The organism is Intestinimonas sp. MSJ-38, assembly GCF_018917925.1.
Lineage (GTDB): Bacteria > Bacillota > Clostridia > Oscillospirales > Butyricicoccaceae > Pseudobutyricicoccus.
The window spans coordinates 23,182-39,840 of the sequence record NZ_JAHLPO010000023.1; the positions used below are offsets into that span (position 1 = coordinate 23,182).

Sequence of the window (16,659 nt, forward strand, 5' to 3'; positions counted from 1 at the left end):
CTCTCTTTCCATTTAATGTTCTTTCACAAAGCGGCGGATGATCTCACAGGAGCGAACCAGGACTTCTTCCTCTTCCTGATTCAAAGGAAGCTGCCACACCTCTTCTGCTCCGTCCCGGCCTATGACGCACAGAGTACTGGCAAAGACACCCTCCTGGCCATACTGACCGGTGAGAAGGGCCGAGCAGGGCATCGCCCGCTTTTCATCCCGCAGGATGGCCCGGGTGATGGCGGCGCCGCAAGCGGCCACACCAAACTCGGTGGAACCTTTGCCCGGCACGATCTGCCAGCCGGTCTCCACCGTCTCTTTGGCGGCTTTCAGATCTTCATAGCTCCCCGCCTTGATCTCCACCGGCTAGGGCAGATGGCAAAGGCCATCCATCAGATCATCGGCCTGGGCTCGGGCTTTCTTTTCATCGGTATCGATGAGCATCACCCGGCGGCAGATTCCCTGGATCACCAGGCTCATGGCCACATGGCCGCCCACATGACCAGCGCCGATGATCCCCACTGTTTGATTGTCCATGGTTCTTCTCCGTCTCTTCCTTATTATATAATTATTATATAATATGTATATTTATTATATTCGGGTCACCAGCTGGGTCAGCAAAGCCACCCGCTCCAGCCAGGCACTGAGCTGCACCTGCTCATGCTGAGCATGGGCACCCTGGCCCACAGCTCCCAGACCGTCCAGGGTAGGAATACCCAGGGCCGAGGTGAAGTTGCCATCGCTGCCGCCGCCCACAAAGGCCCCTTCCACAGAAAGGCCCATTTCTTCTGCGGTTTTTTGGGCCAGCGCAAACAGCTGCTGATTCCGGGGAGTAAACTCCAGCGCCGGACGGCCGATATCCCCTTCCACTTTCAGGGTGATCCCCTCCCGGCTGGGCTTCAGCCCCTTGATGATGCCGTCGATGCGCTGAGCCTCTTCCATGGTCCAGGTGCGCACATCGATCTCCATCTCCGCCTGGGCCGCCACGATGTTGGCCCGGGTACCGCCGTGGGTCACGCCCACATTGACGGTGGTTCCCTTCTCCAGATCGGTAAGGCTGTGGAGGAACAGAATGATCCGGGCCGCCTCTTCCAGAGCGCTGACGCCCTTTTCCGGCTCATTGCCCGCATGGGCCGCCCGGCCATGAACGGTGACCACATATTTGCCGGTTCCCTTCCGAGCGGTTTTCAGATTGCCTGTCTGGCCTTGGCTGGGCTCCAGACACAAAGCTGCCGCACTCTCCCTGGCCTTTTCCTCAATAAGGGCCTGGGAAGTGCCGCTGCCTACCTCTTCATCGGAATTGCACAGCAGGCAAAGCCGTTTCTGCAAAGGCAGCTCCAGCTCCTTGCAGATCTTCATAGCCCAGATGGCCGACACCAGTCCGGCCTTCATATCATAAGCTCCCGGGCCATAGAGCACATCCCCCTCCTGCCTGAGAGGCAGAGCGTCTTTGTCCCACACGGTATCAAAATGGGCCAGCATTAGAATCTGTTCCTTCTGCTCACCCAGAGTGAAGCTCATATGGTCGCCCCGCTTTTCCTGGGGGTAGATCGTCCCATCGATGCCCACCCGCTCTTTCACCAGCTCCCGGATCTTCTGGCCGCAGGCATCGGCCAGCTCCTTGCAGGTGGTGGGAGACTGGGCTTTGGTCAGCTCCACCAGATCCCCGATGATCTCCTGCCCATGGGCTTCCACATATTCTTTGATACGCTTTCCCTGCTCGTCCATAAAAAATACCGCCCTTTTGCTTTTTGTTTCATTGTAGACCCCCTGCCCCAAAAAGGCAAGGCTTTTGACAGGGGCGGCGGAATGGGTTACAATACAATGTGCGAAGCGACAAAAACAACCTGTGGGGGTATTTTATGCGAACAATCCTTTGGTTTATTTATTTCTGGGCCTATCTGGTGGCTGTGCTGCCCAAGTTCTACCGGTGCAAAAAGCTCACCGCTCAAGGACGCATCAAAGAAAGCGACGCCATTATGGAAGATGCTGTGCGGAAATGGGCTCGGCGGCTTCTGAAAGCGGCCGGCGTCAAGGTGGAGATCACCGGTCTGGAGAACATTCCCCAGGGGGCCGTGGTCTATGTGGGCAACCACCAGGGCAATTTCGACATTCCCCTGATGCTGGGTTATCTGCCCAAGCCCTGCGGCGTTCTGGCAAAAAAAGAGCTGGAAAAGGTGCCTTTTATCCGCAGCTGGATGAAATTGCTCCACTGCGTCTTTGTGGACCGGAGCAATCCCCGCAAGGCGGTGGAATCGTTGGGCAAAGCCACCGCTCTTCTGGAAGAGGGGTACAGCATGCTCATCTTCCCCGAAGGCACCCGCAGCCGCGGCGAGCAGGTGGGCCCTTTCAAAACCGGCGCTTTCCGGGCGGCCTCCAAAGCCAAAGTGCCCATTGTGCCCCTGTGCATCAGCGGCTCTTACAAGGTGATGGAAGCTCATGGTTTCTGGATTCATCCGGCCACAGTGCGCATCAAATTCCTGCCTCCGGTGCACACCGCCCAGCTGGATCGGGAAGCTCTGAAAGATCTGGATACTCATATCCGTCAGCTTATCGTGGAAGAAAAGGCGAAAATGTAAGTTTCCATTCTCCTGATCCAAAACACATAAAGGCCTTCTTTTGCGCATATCCATTTCCCATGGATCGCTTCAAAAGGAGGTCTTTTTTTGAAGAAGTTTTGGCAAAAGTCCTGGGGCTATGCAGCCCTACTCTCCCTTCTTTGCTTTCTGTTCGCTCGGGCCTGGCCCGAGCCGGAGTCTCCCTTTCTCCCCACTGGTAACCAGGAAGGCGTGGATGTGCCGGTGGCGATGTACCACCATGTGCTGGAAGAAGACAGCAGTCTTTTGGGGGATTATGTGATCTCCCGTCAGGAACTGGAAAGCGACCTTCAATGGCTGCAAAAAGCAGGCTACACCCCGGTCTCCCCCGATCAGCTCATCGCTTACGCCGCCGGAGAAGGCGAACTTCCCCAGAACCCCATCCTGCTCACCTTTGACGATGGCTACGAGAGCTTTTTTGCCAATGCCTATCCCTTGCTGCAAAAATACCAGATGCCTGCCGTGGTCAGCGTCATCGGCCGCTATTCCGACCTGTATTCCCAGCCCGATGCCGTCCGCCACCTGAACTATTCCCATTTGGATTGGGACCAGGTGAAAACCCTTTCCCAATCCCCCTATGTATCCATCGGCAGCCACAGCTACAATATGCACGACGCCGCCGGACAGGAAAGCCGTTCCGGGGCCAAAAAGCTCCCCGGCGAAACCAACGAGCACTACGCCCAGGTCTTTACCGCAGACACCCAAAAGATCCATGAGGCCATTACCGACGCCACAGGAAAAGAACCCACGCTGTACGCCTATCCCTTTGGTTTTTACACCGCCCAAAGCGAAGAAATTTTAAAAAGCCTGGGGTATCAGATCACCCTCAGCTGTGAAAGCCGGGTGTCCCGCATTACCAGGGACCCCTCTTCCCTGTTTCTCCTGGGGCGCTTCAACCGTCCCCACGGTCTGTCCTCCCAGGACTTTTTCGCCCGGATGCAGCTGGAAGCCACAGAAGGGGTCTGAAACAAAAAACCGGCGGATGGATTCCGCCGGTTTTTAGGTTGTCAGGACTTAGACCACCAAGAAGAACTTGAGCAGGAAGAGGATGGCCAGCACATAGGTCAGCACCGTGACCTCCTTGGCCTTGCCGCAGCACAGCTTGATGGCGGTATAGGCGATGAGAGCGATGCCGATACCGTGGCCGATGGAGCCGGTAACAGGCATAAAGATGAGCATCAGCGCCACAGGCACCACTTGGCTGATATCGTTCCAGTCGATGTTTTTCAGTCCGCCGATCATCAGCACACCCACATAAATCAGGGCGGCCGAAGTGGCCGGCGCCGGAATCAGCGCGGCGATGGGGGCAATGAACATACAAAGCAGGAAGAGCACACCAGTGGTCAGGCTGGTCAGACCGGTACGGCCGCCGGCCTCCACGCCGGAAGCCGATTCCACAAAGGTGGTGACGGTGGATGTGCCGGTGATGGAACCGACCAGAGTGCCCACCGCATCGGCCACCAGGGCCTGCTTCATCTGGGGCATTTTGCCATCCTTGTCCAGCATACCCGCACGGCTGGCTGTGCCAACCAAGGTGCCGATGGTATCAAACATATCGATCATGCAGAAAGTGATGATGAGCATCACAGCAGTGCCCCAGCCGATCTGGAAGAAGTCGGCGAAGTCAAACTTCATAAAGGTGGTATTCATCATATCAGCGAAGGGAGGCACAAAGGAAGCATCCTTCAGAGAAGCAAAGGGAGCAAAGCCATCCAGGAAGATGAAGCCGCCCACCCAGTAAACCACAGCGGCCACCAGCATACCATAGAGCACAGAGCCCTTGATGCCCTTGTGGTTCATAGCCACGATGGCAAACAGGCCCACCAGTGTGGTGACTACATAGAGCACCATGGTGGCATAGCCTTCCTTACCCATGGTGTCCCGGGTAATGGAAGAAGTGAGGTTTGTGAAGAAGGTGCCCAGCATATAGAAGGGACCGCCGTCCTCAGTGCGCACACCGGCATTGGAACCGAAACCGATGTTCATCAGCATCAGGCCGATGCCCGGGGCAATGCCCATACGCACACCCAGAGGAATGGCCTCCACGATCTTTTCCCGCACCCGTAGGAAGGACAGCACCAGGAACAAAATGCCTTCCACCAGAATGATGCACAGGGCGGCATTGTAAGCGCCGGTATACTCCATTCCGGTCATAGCGGCAATGTTGCCCACCACCAGAGCAAAGAAGCTGTTGAGACCCATGCCGGGGGCCATGGCAAAAGGCTTGTTGGCCGCAAAAGCCATCACCAGCGTACCGATACCCGCCGACAGCACTGTGGCCATAAACACCGCATTCCACAGTGTCTGGCCGCCGTTTGCGCCAAACCCCGTAAGCAGGTTGGGGTTGAGGGCCACGATATAGGCCATGGTCATAAAGGTGGACAGGCCTGCCACGATCTCGGTCCGGACGGTAGTGCCATTCTCTTTCAGCTTGAAGAGCTTTTCCATTTGGCTCATTGGCAAAATACCTCCAAAAAATATTTGGAAAGCCAGCCCATCCGGACAGAGGGGGATGGCTCACCGATTTTAGTCTACAAGAGACTAAGAAAAAAAGCAAGCTGGAATTTTTCATAAAAAATTCACATTTTATTTGCTTTCTTCTCTTTTTTCCCCAAAATTTTTTCATCCTCTTGAGCTTTTCTCCTGAAAACAGTATAATATTTTGGGAGTTCGTATCTCTCCCACACAAACTCAGTGAAAAGGGGCGTCATCGCCATGCATTATCACACCATGACCATCGCCGGCCTGGAGCGTCAGCTCCCCATCTGTCCGGTGAATGAAAACCTGTCCATCGGGGCCTTTGTCATTTTTGGCGACGCACCCCTGACGGTAGCCTGTGCCAAAGCCTTGCTGGAGCGGGCTCCGGAATACGATTACATCATCACAGCCGAGGCCAAAGGCATTCCTTTGGCCCACGAAATGGCCCGTCAAAATGGTGACCGCCACTATTTTGTAGCCCGGAAAAAGCCCAAACTCTATATGACCGGTATTTTTGAAGTGAGCGTTCACTCCATCACCACCCGGGGCAAACAAAGCCTGTACCTGGACACAGCCGATGCGGAAATGATGCGGGGCAAGCGTATTTTGCTGGTGGATGATGTGATTTCCACCGGTCAGTCCCTGGCTGCCACCGAAAGCCTTGTCACCCAGGCCGGCGGCATTGTCTGCGGCCGTATGGCCATTCTGGCTGAGGGCGACGCCCAGAAGCGGGAGGACATCATCTATCTGGAAAAACTCCCCCTTTTCAATCCCGACGGCACGGTGAAAACAGAAGAATAAGGGCAAACCAATCAAAACACAAAAAACCGGCTCCTTTTCCCGTGAAAAGGAGCCGGTTTTTTTATCTTATTTTAAAACTCTCCGGTATCTTATTCCACTGAAATGATGTAGGAATACACCGGCTGACCGCCTTCGATCACGGTGATCTCTGCGTTCTTGGCTTCCTTGGCGAACATCTCTTTCACCTGTTCGGCCTGCTGCTCATCGGCACCCTCACCGTAGAAAATGGTGATGAAGCCGCTCTTCCGGCTGCACAGATCCCGGGCTAGGCGCCGGGCCACATCTTCAAACCGGGGGCTGTTGCTCAGAAGCTTGCCTTCCACCAGGGACATAAAGTCGCCCTGTTTGATGTTCTTGCCATCAAACTCGCTGTCCCGGGCGGCATAGGTGATCTGACCAGTGGAGACCTTGCTGGCGGCCTCCATCATGGAAGCCCGGTTCTGCTCCGGCTCGGCGTCTGGATCAAAGGCCAGCATGGCGGTGATGCCCTGGGTCACCATCTTGGTGGGCAGCACATACACCAGCTTTTCCGACAGCTCGGAAGCCTGCTCGGCCGCCATGATAATATTCTTGTTGTTGGGCAACACAAAGACGATCTCCGCCGGAGTCTGATCGATGGCGTTGAGAATATCCTCTGTGGAGGGGTTCATGGTCTGGCCGCCTTCCACCAGGTTGTCAATGCCCAGGTCTTTGAGCACCGAGGAAATCCCTTCGCCCGCTGCGACGCCCACAAAACCGTACTTTCTCTCCGGGGCGGCCACCTGCCGCTTCACTTCGGCGGGAGCCTCATTCTTCCGGTGGAGCTGCTGAACCATGTTCTCAATCTTCACCGTCAGCAGCTGGCCGAACTTCAGTCCTTCGGCCAGAGCCTTATCCGGGGTATCGGTGTGCACATGGACCTTGACGATCTCATCGTCCTCCACAACCACTACGCAATCGCCGATGGTCTCCAGGAAGCGGCGGAATTTATCCACGCTCTTTTTCTGGTCCTCCCGGGCAGCGATGAATTCGGTGCAATAGGCGAAATTGATCTCCCCTTCGTCAAACTGGGAGAAATCCGCAGCGGCCATCTCCACTTTGGGCTGCTTGGGAGCCAGGAAAGAGAACTTGCTCTTGGGCTTGACTCCGGTCAGGCTGGCGTGCATATTTTCCAGAATGAGCACCCAGCCATAGCCGCCGGCATCCACCACGCCGGCCTTTTTCAGCACCGGGTTCTGTTCCACTGTGTTTTCCAGCGCTTCCCTGGCCGCAGTGATGGCGGCCGAAAGCACTTCATCCACTTCCCCATTGCTGGCCGCTTCCTTCAGCGCGCCTTCGGCCGCCAGGCGGGAAACCGTCAGAATGGTGCCTTCGGTGGGCTTCATCACCGCTTTGTAAGCGGTGTTGACCCCTTCCTGCAGAGCCTCGGCAAATTCCTGAGCGTTAGCACCGCCCAGCTCTTTCAGCCGCTTGCCAAATCCCCGGAACAGCAGGGATGTAATGACGCCGGAGTTGCCCCGGGCGCCTCGAAGAAGAGCGGAAGAAGTCAGATCCACCGCTTTGCCCAGAGTGGGCTTTTCGAACTTCATCAGTTCGGCCGCAGCGGCGTTGAGGGTCATGGACATATTGGTACCGGTATCGCCGTCGGGCACCGGGAACACATTCAGTTCATTGATCTCCTGCTTCTTCTCTTCAATGGCGGCGGCCGCCGCCAGCATCATATTCTTAAAATTCTCACCGTCGATAATCTTAACCAAATTCCTACGCCTCCTGTCAATCCACCCGGATGGAATCCACGCAGATCTCGATTTGCCCCACAGGCACTCCCGCCAGGCGCTCCACATTATAGCGCACTTCGCTGATGATGGACTGGCACACTGTGGCGATGTTGATGCCGTGATCCACGGCGATGTGGAGCTGCAAGTCGATCTTCCCATCCCGCTCGGCCACCTTGACGCCCTTGGTCATGGCCTCCCGCTTGAGCAGATAGACGATGCCGTCCTTTACCGAAGTATGGGTCATGCCCTTGACGCCAAAGCAGTTGGTGGCCGCGATGCCCGCGATGGAGGCCACTACTTCCGCCGAAAGCGTCACATTTCCATATTCCGTTGTCAATTTCACATTAGTACCCCCTTATTCAGGTAGAAACACAGCCATGTCACCCATGGATCTCTATGGAAACTCCGGGGCCTTTCGGCCTCCGGATCTGATTCTTGGGCTATTGTATCATATCCCCATGGAAAATGCACGAATATTTTGCTTTTTCCCCTGGGTAAGTTCTCATCCTGCCCATTGGTGGAGATTGTAATAAGGATTTCGGTTGGCCCCTACCACCTGGTGCATCACACCTTGGCCGGTGACCACGCAGCCCCGGCCAAAAGCCATGGGCACAAAGGGCATTTCTTCCTGGAAAGCGTCATAAAGGGCCTGCTGGGCCTGTTCTTCCTCACCGGGAAGGGCACTTTTCCAGGCGGTGATGGCCTGGGTCAGCGTTTCACTAGCCCCGCCGTAACACAGGCTTCCGCCCCGCTGTACCATCTGACTGATGTCAAACTGGTCGTTCAGAATGGTCTCCCCGTAATAAAGGTCAAAATCGTCCCGGTTCAGGGCCTGCTGAAAGTCTTCCTGGGGCAGGGTGCGCACAGTGACCTGGATACCGCTTCCCACCAAGGACTGGCAGACGATCTCCGCCGCCTGGATCTTCATCTCACTGCCTTCCGGCACCAATAGTTCCAAAGTAAGATTATTGCCCTCCGGGTCGTTATAAATGCCGTCTCCATCGGTGTCGGCATAGCCGGCCTGCTTCAAAAGGGCATCCGGGTCCTTCTTCTCGGCCTCAAACTGCTCCAGCTCAGGGGACACCGGGAGGGATGCGCCGTCTCCATAGCCGGAAAAGGCCTTCTGCACCAAAAGATCCCGATCCAACGCCGCCGAGATGGCCTGGCGCACCAGGGGATCGGAAAGGGGCCCGCTGTTTTTGTTAATACCCAGGTGGTGGAAATCGCTGGTAGAAAAAGTGGTCACATCAAAATTGCCCCGGATGGCCGTGTCGGTGGCAAAGGGCTTTTCAAAACAAACCCCGTCAATGACACCTGCACCTATCACATAAGACAATTCGCTGTCTTGGTACAGAGCGGACAGACGGATGCTCTCCACGCCCACCGCGCCTCCGTGCCAGCTGTCATTGCGCAGCAAAGTGACGGTGCCATCCTGGGACTGAACCATAAACCGCCCGGTGCCCAGAGGATTTTCCTCATCCCCGTCATTCCGGGGCACCACCGGTATGGTCAGCAGCCGGGGCAGCTGGGAATCCGGGGTGCCCAGCCGGATGCGCACCGTATACCTTCCGCTGTAAGTGCAGGAAGTGATGTTTGCGCACCGGGAGGCAAACAGGGTGCTCTCCCGGGCCTGGTTGATGGAATAGACCACATCCCGGGCCTGCATCTCGGTGCCGTCGTGGAACAGAACCCCTTGCTTGATATAAAAGGTCCACTGGTCACCATCCACCTCATAGCTCTCGCAAAGAACATTTTCCAGTTGAAAATCCGGGCCAATGGCAAACAGGCCTTCGTAAATCAGCGGCAGCAAGTAATAGTTGTATTCCGTGGTCACCTGGAAGGGGTTGAGAGAATCGGAAGGATTATAAGCCAAAGCAATGGCGGTTTTCTGGCCGGGCACGGTGGTCTCCGTTTCCTCCTCCGGCTGCTGCTGGGGAAGGCCCACAGCATCCTGGTTTTCCTCTGTCTCTCCTCCCGCTTCGGTGGTATGGCAGCCGCCGCACACCAAAGACAAAATCAGCAGCAGCGCCAAAAAAGATCGTCTCATAGGCTTCACCGTTCCAGTGCAATCAGTCCGGCGTGAACGCCTCTGTGGGTCCCCTGGCGCCGGTGGGACCACCACAGTTTTTCCTCACCGCAGCAGGTGCATTCCTCACTGACGGCCACCTGCTCCGGAGGCACACCCGCCTGAGTGAGCCGCCAGAAATTCAGCCCTTTGGTATCCCAGTGGAATTTGTCTCCCCGCACCTGGCAGAACCGCTCTGCCTCTTTCCCAAAGCGGGCCATGAGCAGATCGTATACATCCCGGTCGGTCTCAAAACAATCCTGGCAGATGGAAGGACCGATGGCGCACACCAGATCCTCCGGGTTCGTTCCATACTCCTTTTTCATCAGGGCGATGGTCTTTTCGCCGATGGCCTGGGCGGTGCCCCGCCAGCCGGAATGGACACAGCCGATGGCATGGTTTTGCTTGTCATAGAACATCAGCAGCTGACAGTCAGCGTAAAAACCCATGAGGCAGACCCCGGGCACATTGGTGACAAGGCCGTCGCTGGACTGCTTGTTATCAAAGCCGATGCGCATCCCAGGCGCCCACTGGCGCACCACATCAATGAGATCGGTGTGCTCCTGGCGAGTGCGGACGATATCCTCATAATCACACCCCAGAAGCGCCGCAGCCCGCACGCAGTTTTCCCGGATGTTCTCCGGGCTGTCGCCGGTGTGACGGAAATTCAGGCTTTCAAACTCCCCCCGGCTGACGCCGCCTTGGCGGGTGGTATACAAATGCTGCACGCCGGGGCTTTCCAGAATGGGTGCGGCCCACCGCACCGCCATATCCCCCAGATCTTCCGCGATAAATTGGGACAAAAAGGTCCCTCCTTTCCGGCGGTTTTCCCGCCTTTTCCATGGTTGCCGCTTTTCTCTTTACCGGATGTTCACCCGCTGCACTTTCTGGCAGCGGCCGGTTTTTTCGTCAATGTCAAAAATCGCTCCCAGCAAAGCGCAGTCCAGATCACTGGATTCAAAACGGGGCCCCAGTTCTCCCCGGAAATAGGACACCGACTGCTGATATTTGACGCCGATCACCGACTCCTGGGCCCCGGTCATCCCCGCATCGGTGAGAAAACCGGTGCCCTGGGGCAAGATCCGCTCATCGGCGGTCTGCACATGGGTATGGGTCCCCCACACCGCTGACACCCGGCCGTCCAGGAAATAGCCCAGAGCCTTTTTCTCGCTGGTGGCCTCGGCATGGAAATCCACCAGAAAAATGTCGGCCTTCTCCTGTTTCAGCAGCCGGTCCGCCGTCTCAAAGGGATCGGAGGTGCGGAAATCCATATTGAGCCGCCCCAGCAGGTTGATGACACAAATGTCCACTCCATTGTGATCCACATGGCAAAAGCCAGTTCCCGCCAGCTGAGGCGCCAGGTTGTGGGGCCGGATGATGGGGTCTCCGTCATCCAGATAATCGCAGATGGAGCGCTGGGCATAGGCGTGATTTCCCAGAGTGATCACATCGGCTCCGGCGTCAAAGATCCACCGGGCCTGCTTGGGGGTGATACCCCGCATAGAGGCATTTTCCCCGTTGACGACGATGAAATGCACTCCTTCCTGCCGCCGCAGAAGACGCAGGTTTTTTTCCAGAGTCAAAAGCCCCGGCTGGCCGCACACATCACCGATGGCCGCAATACGCATACTGTTCTCCTTTGCATTCAGAAAATTTGCTGAAAAAGCAGGGAGCCGCCCCAGCAGGACGGCTCTCCCCAGCGGACCCTGTGGCCCGCCCCTGTTTGTTTTCCTTATTTCGCCCAGTTTCCTGTGGCCGAAGCCTTCAGATAGGCATTGATGAAGCTGTCCAGATCCCCATCCATCACCGCCTGGATGTTGCCGTTTTCACAGCCGGTGCGGTGATCTTTCACCAGGGTGTAGGGCATGAACACATAGGAGCGGATCTGGCTGCCCCATTCGATCTTTTTCTGCTCGCCCTTGATATCCTCGATTTTGTCCAGGTGCTCCCGCTCTTTGATCTCCATCAGTTTGGACTTGAGCATCCGCATGGCCACTTCCCGGTTCTGGTGCTGGCTGCGTTCATTCTGGCAGGCCACGATGATGCCGGTGGGGATGTGGGTGATGCGGATGGCCGATTCGGTCTTGTTCACATGCTGACCGCCGGCGCCGCCGGAACGGTAGGTGTCCACCTTCAGATCCTCGGGGCGGATGTCGATGTCCACATCATCGGTCATTTCGGGCATCACTTCCACTGCTGCAAAAGAGGTGTGCCGCCGGCCCGACGCATCAAAGGGCGAAACCCGCACCAGACGGTGAACGCCCATTTCGCTTTTCAGATAACCAAAGGCATTTTCCCCTTCGATGAGGATATCCGCACTTTTGATGCCCGCTTCTTCGCCGCCGATATAGTCCAGGATCTTATAGCGGAAGCCCCGGCGCTCGGCCCAGTGGGTATACATCCGGTACAGCATGCCGGTCCAGTCCTGGGCCTCGGTGCCGCCGGCCCCGGCGTGGAAGGACATGATGGCGTTGTTTTTATCATATTCCCCTTTGAGCAGGGTAGAGAGCTTTTCTTCCTCCAGCATGGCCTGGAATTTGTCGTAATCCTGCTGCACTTCCTGGTACAGGCTTTCCTCGCCCTCCTCCAGAGCCATGTCGATCAGCTCCAGGGTGTCGTTATACAGGCCCTCCAGCTTTTCATAGCGGGCGGCTTTGTCCTTGAGCTGCTTGATCCGCTGCAGCACCTTCTGGGACTGCTCCGGCTCATCCCAGAAGCCGGGGGCCGAGGTCTTCTGTTCCAGCTCGGCAGCTTCCTTGGCGCCGTTCTCCAGATCCAGCGCCCCCCGCAGCTCCATCAGCTCAGGCTTTATATTGGTCAAATTGGTACGCAGTTCTTCTAACTGTATCATTCCGATACCTCCCATAAGTATCTACCATTATATATGATTCCCCTGGTTTCTGTCTATATGGTTTTGGTCGTATTTACAGATTTTTCATGCCGTGCCAGGCCGCATCTGTATTTTTTGCATCCAAATACGGCGGGATGGGCCCGGTGCAGAAAAAAGAACCCATGCACCCCTCCTCTGCCAATAATTTTATATCTTGTTTATATCTTTCTTTTCAAAATGTGGTATACTGTGTTAGAATATTCCCGTATGCTCTTATGTTCATACCAGGCGCTGGCGGAAGCCTTCGGCCGGAAAGGACGGCTTATGAAATTTCTTCGCTATGTGGAAAAAGTTCCTGGAGCGCAGCCTGTTTTAGGGCTTCTCTCCCAAAATGAAACCTCGGTGCATCCCCTCTCTTCCCTGCTCTGCCGGGAAATGCGCACCATGCAGCAGCTGATCGTCTCTTTGAAAGAAGAAGAGCTGCCGTTGCTGGCAAAAGCCTCCCAGGGCGATGGCATTCCCCTTTCCCAGGTGAATGTCCTGGCCCCCATTGACCGGCCACTGCACGATATCCTGTGCGTGGGCGTCAACTACCGGGACCACCGGGAGGAAACCAAAACCGATCTTCCCACAGAGGGCGCCGTACATCACGCCGTCTATTTCGGCAAGCGAGCCCATTTTATTTTAGGCGATGGGGAACCCATTCCCGCCCGGCTGGATCTGGACAGCCAGCTGGATTATGAAGTGGAGCTGGCGGTCATCATCGGCAAAGAAGGCCGGGACATTTCCCCGGAGCAGGCGGAGGACTACATCTTCGGCTACTCGGTGTTCAACGACCTGTCCTCCCGCACCATCCAGAAGCAGCACAGCCAGTGGCTGCGGGGCAAGAGCCTGGACGGCTACACCGCCATGGGCCCCTGCATCCTCCACAAAAGCGCCCTGCCCTTCCCGGTGGAAGTGGATGTTTGCTCTCTGGTCAACGGTGAGGTGCGCCAAAGCTCCAACACCCGTTTTCTGCTCACTTCCCTGCCCCAGATCATCGCCGATCTGTCCCAGGGCATGACGCTGGAGCCGGGAGATATCATCGCCACCGGCACCCCCGGCGGCGTGGGACTGGGCTTTGATCCTCCCCGTTTTCTGAAAAAAGGGGACAAAGTGGAATGCCGCATCCCGCCCATCGGCAGCCTGTGCAGCACAGTGGAATAATTCCCGGCCCGGGGCCGAAAATCATATTATCAGAGAAGTTTGTAGGTGAAACCCAATGGCAAATGCATTTCTCAAAAAGCTCTTTGGCGACTCCAGCACCCGAGAGCTGAAAAAGATCCAACCCAAAGTCCAGGCGGTGGAAGCACTGGAGCAGGAATACGCCGCCCTCAGCGATCAGGAGCTGAAAAGCAAAACCCAGCAGTTCAAAGACCGGTATCAGAAGGGCGAAAGCCTGGACGATCTTCTGCCCGAAGCCTTCGCCGCCTGCCGGGAAGCTGCCTGGCGCGTGCTGGAGATGAAACCCTACCGGGTGCAGATCATCGGCGGCATCGTGCTCCATCAGGGGCGCATCGCCGAAATGAAAACCGGTGAAGGCAAAACCCTGGTGGCCACCATGCCCGCTTACCTCAACGCCCTCACCGGACGGGGCGTGCACATCGTCACCGTCAACGATTACCTGGCCAAGCGCGACAGCGACTGGATGGGCAAAGTCTACCGGTTCATGGGCCTGACCTGCGGCACCATCCTCCACGACATGAGCAGCCAGGAGCGGCGGGAGGCCTATGCCTGCGATATCACATACGGCACCAACAACGAGCTGGGCTTTGACTATCTGCGGGACAACATGGCCATCTACAAGCGGGACATGGTCCAGCGAGACCATGCTTTCGCCATCGTGGACGAGGTGGACTCCATCCTCATCGACGAAGCCCGTACGCCGCTGATCATCTCCGGCCAGGGTGACAAAAGCACCGACCTGTACAAGCAGGCCGACGCCTTTGTCCGCACCCTTACCCCTCTGAAGGTCATCGAGGTGGACGCCAAGGAGAGCCAGGATGATATCCAGGCCGACTATATCATCGACGAAAAGGGCAAAACCGCCACCATCACCCCCCGTGGCGTGACCAAGGCAGAAAAATACTTCAATGTGCAAAACCTCACCGACCCGGAAAACACCACTCTGATGCACCACATCAACCAGGCCATCAAGGCCCACGGCTGTATGCATCAGGATGTGGACTATGTGGTGCGAGATGGTCAGATCGTCATCGTGGACGAGTTCACCGGCCGTCTCATGTTCGGCCGCCGGTATAATGAGGGCCTGCATCAGGCCATCGAAGCCAAAGAAGGGGTGACGGTGCTGCGGGAAAGCAAGACTCTGGCCACCATCACCTTCCAGAATTTCTTCCGCCTGTACGAAAAGCTCTCCGGCATGACGGGCACCGCCCTCACCGAAGAGGACGAATTCCGGGAGATCTACAAGCTGGATGTCATCGAGATCCCCACCAACCGTCCTCTGGCCCGGAAAGACCTGCCCGACGCCGTCTATAAAACCGAGCAGGGCAAGTTCCGCGCCGTCATCCGGAAAATCGTGGAGTGCCATGAAAAAGGCCAGCCTGTGCTGGTGGGTACCATTTCTATCGAAAAATCCGAAGAGCTGAGCCGTCTTTTGAAAAAAGAGGGCATCAAACACCAGGTGCTCAATGCCAAATACCATGAAAAAGAAGCGGCCATCGTAGCCCAGGCCGGCAAGCCCTATGCTGTCACCATCGCCACCAATATGGCCGGTCGTGGTACCGACATCATGCTGGGCGGCAACCCGGAAGCCATGGCCCGGGAAGATCTGGTGAAAGCCCAGATCCCCGAAGAGGTCATCAGCGAAGCCACTGGCTATGCCGACACCCAGGACGAAGAGGTGCTTCAGGCCCGGGCCCAATACGCCCAGGCTCTGGAAAAGCACAAGGAAGCCACCCGGAAAGATGCCGAAATCGTCCGTCAGGCGGGAGGTCTGTGCATTCTGGGCACCGAGCGCCACGAATCCCGGCGTATCGACAACCAGCTGCGCGGCCGTGCCGGCCGTCAGGGCGACCCGGGCGAAAGCCGGTTCTATATCTCTCTGGAAGACGATCTGATGCGTCTCTTCGGCTCCGACCGGCTCACCGGCATGCTGGATAAATTGGGCCTGGACGAAGATACCCCCATCGATCAGAAATTCCTGTCCAATGCCATTGAATCGGCCCAGAGCAAGGTGGAAGGCCGGAACTTCCAGTCCCGGAAATACACCCTGGAATACGATGATGTGATGAACCGTCAGAGAGAGATCATCTACGACCAGCGGCGCAAGGTGCTGGACGGCGAAGATCTGAAAGGCAATATCCTGTCCATGATCGACGACTCCATTGCCCGCTCAGTGGCCCGGGTGGCCGGAGAACACAAATATCTGGATACCTGGCAGGCCGAAGAGCTGGTGAAGCGGTGGGAGAAGATCTTCCTGGCTCCCGGCGAGCTGCAGTACACCCGGGAAGAGCTGGATAAACTGTCTCCCCAGGACATCCAGGAGCAGCTGGAGGAAAAGGCCCACGCCTTCTACGAAAAGAAGGAAGCCGACCTGGGCAGCGATGTGATGCGGGAACTGGAGCGGGTGGTTCTGCTGAAAGTGGTGGACACCCACTGGATGGATCACATCGACGCCATGCACGAGCTGCGCCGGGGTATTGGCCTGCAGGCCTATGCCCAGCACGATCCCATTGTGGAATACAAGCGCCAGGGCTTTGATATGTTCGATGAGATGATCAATGAGATCAAGGACGATACCGCCCGGATGATCTTCATTGCCCGGATCATCGGTCAGTCCGCGCCCCAGCGGGAACAGCTGATGAAGCCCACCGCCACCTCCGGCGACGGCACTCTGACCCGTCAGCCGGTGCACAAAAACAAGAAGCCCGGCCGCAACGATCCCTGCCCCTGCGGCAGCGGTCTGAAGTACAAAAAATGCTGCGGTAAAAATGAATAAAAAGCGCAAAAAAGGACTGCCTTCTGAAGTGACCCCAAAAAGTTAGACAATATTTTGAAGTAAAAATTGTTCAAGCAGCCGAAAGGGCTTGCTGTCTGTGAATTGCAGGCGGCAAGCCCTTTAGCTTTGCCTTGATCCTGCGG

15 protein-coding genes are annotated in these 16,659 nt (G+C 56.5%); 5 read left to right on the top strand and 10 right to left on the bottom strand.

The window, feature by feature from the left end; genetic code table 11:
• Window positions 1-12 precede the first annotated feature (12 nt).
• From KQI26_RS12280 to KQI26_RS12290, 3 genes are read right to left on the bottom strand one after another with little or no spacing between them, the layout of a single operon-like run.
• Window positions 13-351: a hypothetical protein gene (locus KQI26_RS12280; protein ID WP_216504637.1), complete on the bottom strand. Its 339-nt coding sequence runs from the start codon at window positions 349-351 to the stop codon at window positions 13-15.
• 3 nt (window positions 352-354) lie between these two features.
• Window positions 355-525 carry an NAD(P)-binding domain-containing protein gene (locus KQI26_RS12285; protein WP_216504638.1) on the bottom strand — a complete coding sequence of 57 codons (171 nt, stop codon included), beginning with the start codon at window positions 523-525 and terminating at the stop codon, window positions 355-357.
• Window positions 526-579: 54 nt separating this feature from the next.
• Entirely contained in the window at window positions 580-1,716 is a 1,137-nt protein-coding gene (locus KQI26_RS12290) for a M20 family metallopeptidase (RefSeq protein WP_216504639.1), read from the bottom strand.
• A 134-nt stretch (window positions 1,717-1,850) separates the two neighbouring features.
• Here KQI26_RS12290 and KQI26_RS12295 point away from each other — a divergent pair, with 134 nt between their 5' ends.
• Window positions 1,851-2,567, top strand: coding sequence for a 1-acyl-sn-glycerol-3-phosphate acyltransferase (locus tag KQI26_RS12295; protein ID WP_216504640.1), 717 nt, complete (start codon window positions 1,851-1,853; stop codon window positions 2,565-2,567).
• Between the two features lie 87 nt (window positions 2,568-2,654).
• Window positions 2,655-3,551 (top strand): polysaccharide deacetylase family protein, encoded by an 897-nt coding sequence (locus KQI26_RS12300; protein WP_216504641.1) that lies wholly within the window; start codon window positions 2,655-2,657, stop codon window positions 3,549-3,551.
• A gap of 48 nt (window positions 3,552-3,599) precedes the next feature.
• Here KQI26_RS12300 and KQI26_RS12305 read toward each other — a convergent pair whose 3' ends face one another.
• Window positions 3,600-5,042, bottom strand: a complete 1,443-nt coding sequence (locus tag KQI26_RS12305; protein ID WP_253292831.1) for an NCS2 family permease — start codon at window positions 5,040-5,042, stop codon at window positions 3,600-3,602.
• A gap of 258 nt (window positions 5,043-5,300) precedes the next feature.
• Here KQI26_RS12305 and KQI26_RS12310 point away from each other — a divergent pair, with 258 nt between their 5' ends.
• Window positions 5,301-5,864: a phosphoribosyltransferase family protein gene (locus KQI26_RS12310; protein WP_118428466.1), complete on the top strand. Its 564-nt coding sequence runs from the start codon at window positions 5,301-5,303 to the stop codon at window positions 5,862-5,864.
• 89 nt (window positions 5,865-5,953) lie between these two features.
• On the opposite strand, the gene KQI26_RS12315 is transcribed toward KQI26_RS12310, so the two are convergent.
• The 6 genes from KQI26_RS12315 to prfB all read right to left on the bottom strand — a co-directional run bounded on the left by KQI26_RS12315 (window position 5,954) and on the right by prfB (window position 12,537).
• Window positions 5,954-7,600, bottom strand: a complete 1,647-nt coding sequence (locus tag KQI26_RS12315; RefSeq protein ID WP_371744148.1) for a DAK2 domain-containing protein — start codon at window positions 7,598-7,600, stop codon at window positions 5,954-5,956.
• Between the two features lie 16 nt (window positions 7,601-7,616).
• A complete protein-coding gene (locus KQI26_RS12320; protein WP_118428469.1) occupies window positions 7,617-7,964 on the bottom strand; it encodes an Asp23/Gls24 family envelope stress response protein in 348 nt (115 codons plus the stop codon).
• Window positions 7,965-8,123: 159 nt separating this feature from the next.
• The gene (locus tag KQI26_RS12325) at window positions 8,124-9,668 is read right to left on the bottom strand and encodes an ABC transporter substrate-binding protein (protein ID WP_216504643.1); all 1,545 of its coding nucleotides are present in this window, start codon (window positions 9,666-9,668) and stop codon (window positions 8,124-8,126) included.
• Between the two features lie 5 nt (window positions 9,669-9,673).
• A complete protein-coding gene (gene pgeF / locus KQI26_RS12330; RefSeq protein ID WP_216504644.1) occupies window positions 9,674-10,489 on the bottom strand; it encodes a peptidoglycan editing factor PgeF in 816 nt (271 codons plus the stop codon).
• 57 nt (window positions 10,490-10,546) lie between these two features.
• On the bottom strand, window positions 10,547-11,314 hold the full coding sequence (locus KQI26_RS12335) for a TIGR00282 family metallophosphoesterase (RefSeq protein WP_216504645.1): 768 nt from the start codon (window positions 11,312-11,314) through the stop codon (window positions 10,547-10,549).
• Between the two features lie 104 nt (window positions 11,315-11,418).
• Window positions 11,419-12,537 (bottom strand): peptide chain release factor 2, encoded by a 1,119-nt coding sequence (gene prfB / locus KQI26_RS12340; protein ID WP_216504646.1) that lies wholly within the window; start codon window positions 12,535-12,537, stop codon window positions 11,419-11,421.
• 303 nt (window positions 12,538-12,840) lie between these two features.
• Here prfB and KQI26_RS12345 point away from each other — a divergent pair, with 303 nt between their 5' ends.
• Entirely contained in the window at window positions 12,841-13,722 is an 882-nt protein-coding gene (locus KQI26_RS12345; protein ID WP_216504647.1) for a fumarylacetoacetate hydrolase family protein, read from the top strand.
• Window positions 13,723-13,777: 55 nt separating this feature from the next.
• Window positions 13,778-16,516, top strand: coding sequence for a preprotein translocase subunit SecA (gene secA / locus KQI26_RS12350; protein ID WP_216504648.1), 2,739 nt, complete (start codon window positions 13,778-13,780; stop codon window positions 16,514-16,516).
• Window positions 16,517-16,659 lie beyond the last annotated feature (143 nt).

Bases quoted from the DNA above. Each gene is read 5' to 3' on its own strand.
- KQI26_RS12285 (WP_216504638.1), bottom strand. From the start codon at position 525: ATGGACAATCAAACAGTGGGGATCATCGGCGCTGGTCATGTGGGCGGC.
- KQI26_RS12290 (WP_216504639.1), bottom strand. From the start codon at position 1,716: ATGGACGAGCAGGGAAAGCGTATCAAAGAATATGTGGAAGCCCATGGG.
- KQI26_RS12295 (WP_216504640.1), top strand. From the start codon at position 1,851: ATGCGAACAATCCTTTGGTTTATTTATTTCTGGGCCTATCTGGTGGCT.
- KQI26_RS12305 (WP_253292831.1), bottom strand. From the start codon at position 5,042: ATGAGCCAAATGGAAAAGCTCTTCAAGCTGAAAGAGAATGGCACTACC.
- KQI26_RS12310 (WP_118428466.1), top strand. From the start codon at position 5,301: ATGCATTATCACACCATGACCATCGCCGGCCTGGAGCGTCAGCTCCCC.
- KQI26_RS12325 (WP_216504643.1), bottom strand. From the start codon at position 9,668: ATGAGACGATCTTTTTTGGCGCTGCTGCTGATTTTGTCTTTGGTGTGC.
- KQI26_RS12335 (WP_216504645.1), bottom strand. From the start codon at position 11,314: ATGCGTATTGCGGCCATCGGTGATGTGTGCGGCCAGCCGGGGCTTTTG.
- prfB (WP_216504646.1), bottom strand. From the start codon at position 12,537: ATGATACAGTTAGAAGAACTGCGTACCAATTTGACCAATATAAAGCCT.
- KQI26_RS12345 (WP_216504647.1), top strand. From the start codon at position 12,841: ATGAAATTTCTTCGCTATGTGGAAAAAGTTCCTGGAGCGCAGCCTGTT.
- secA (WP_216504648.1), top strand. From the start codon at position 13,778: ATGGCAAATGCATTTCTCAAAAAGCTCTTTGGCGACTCCAGCACCCGA.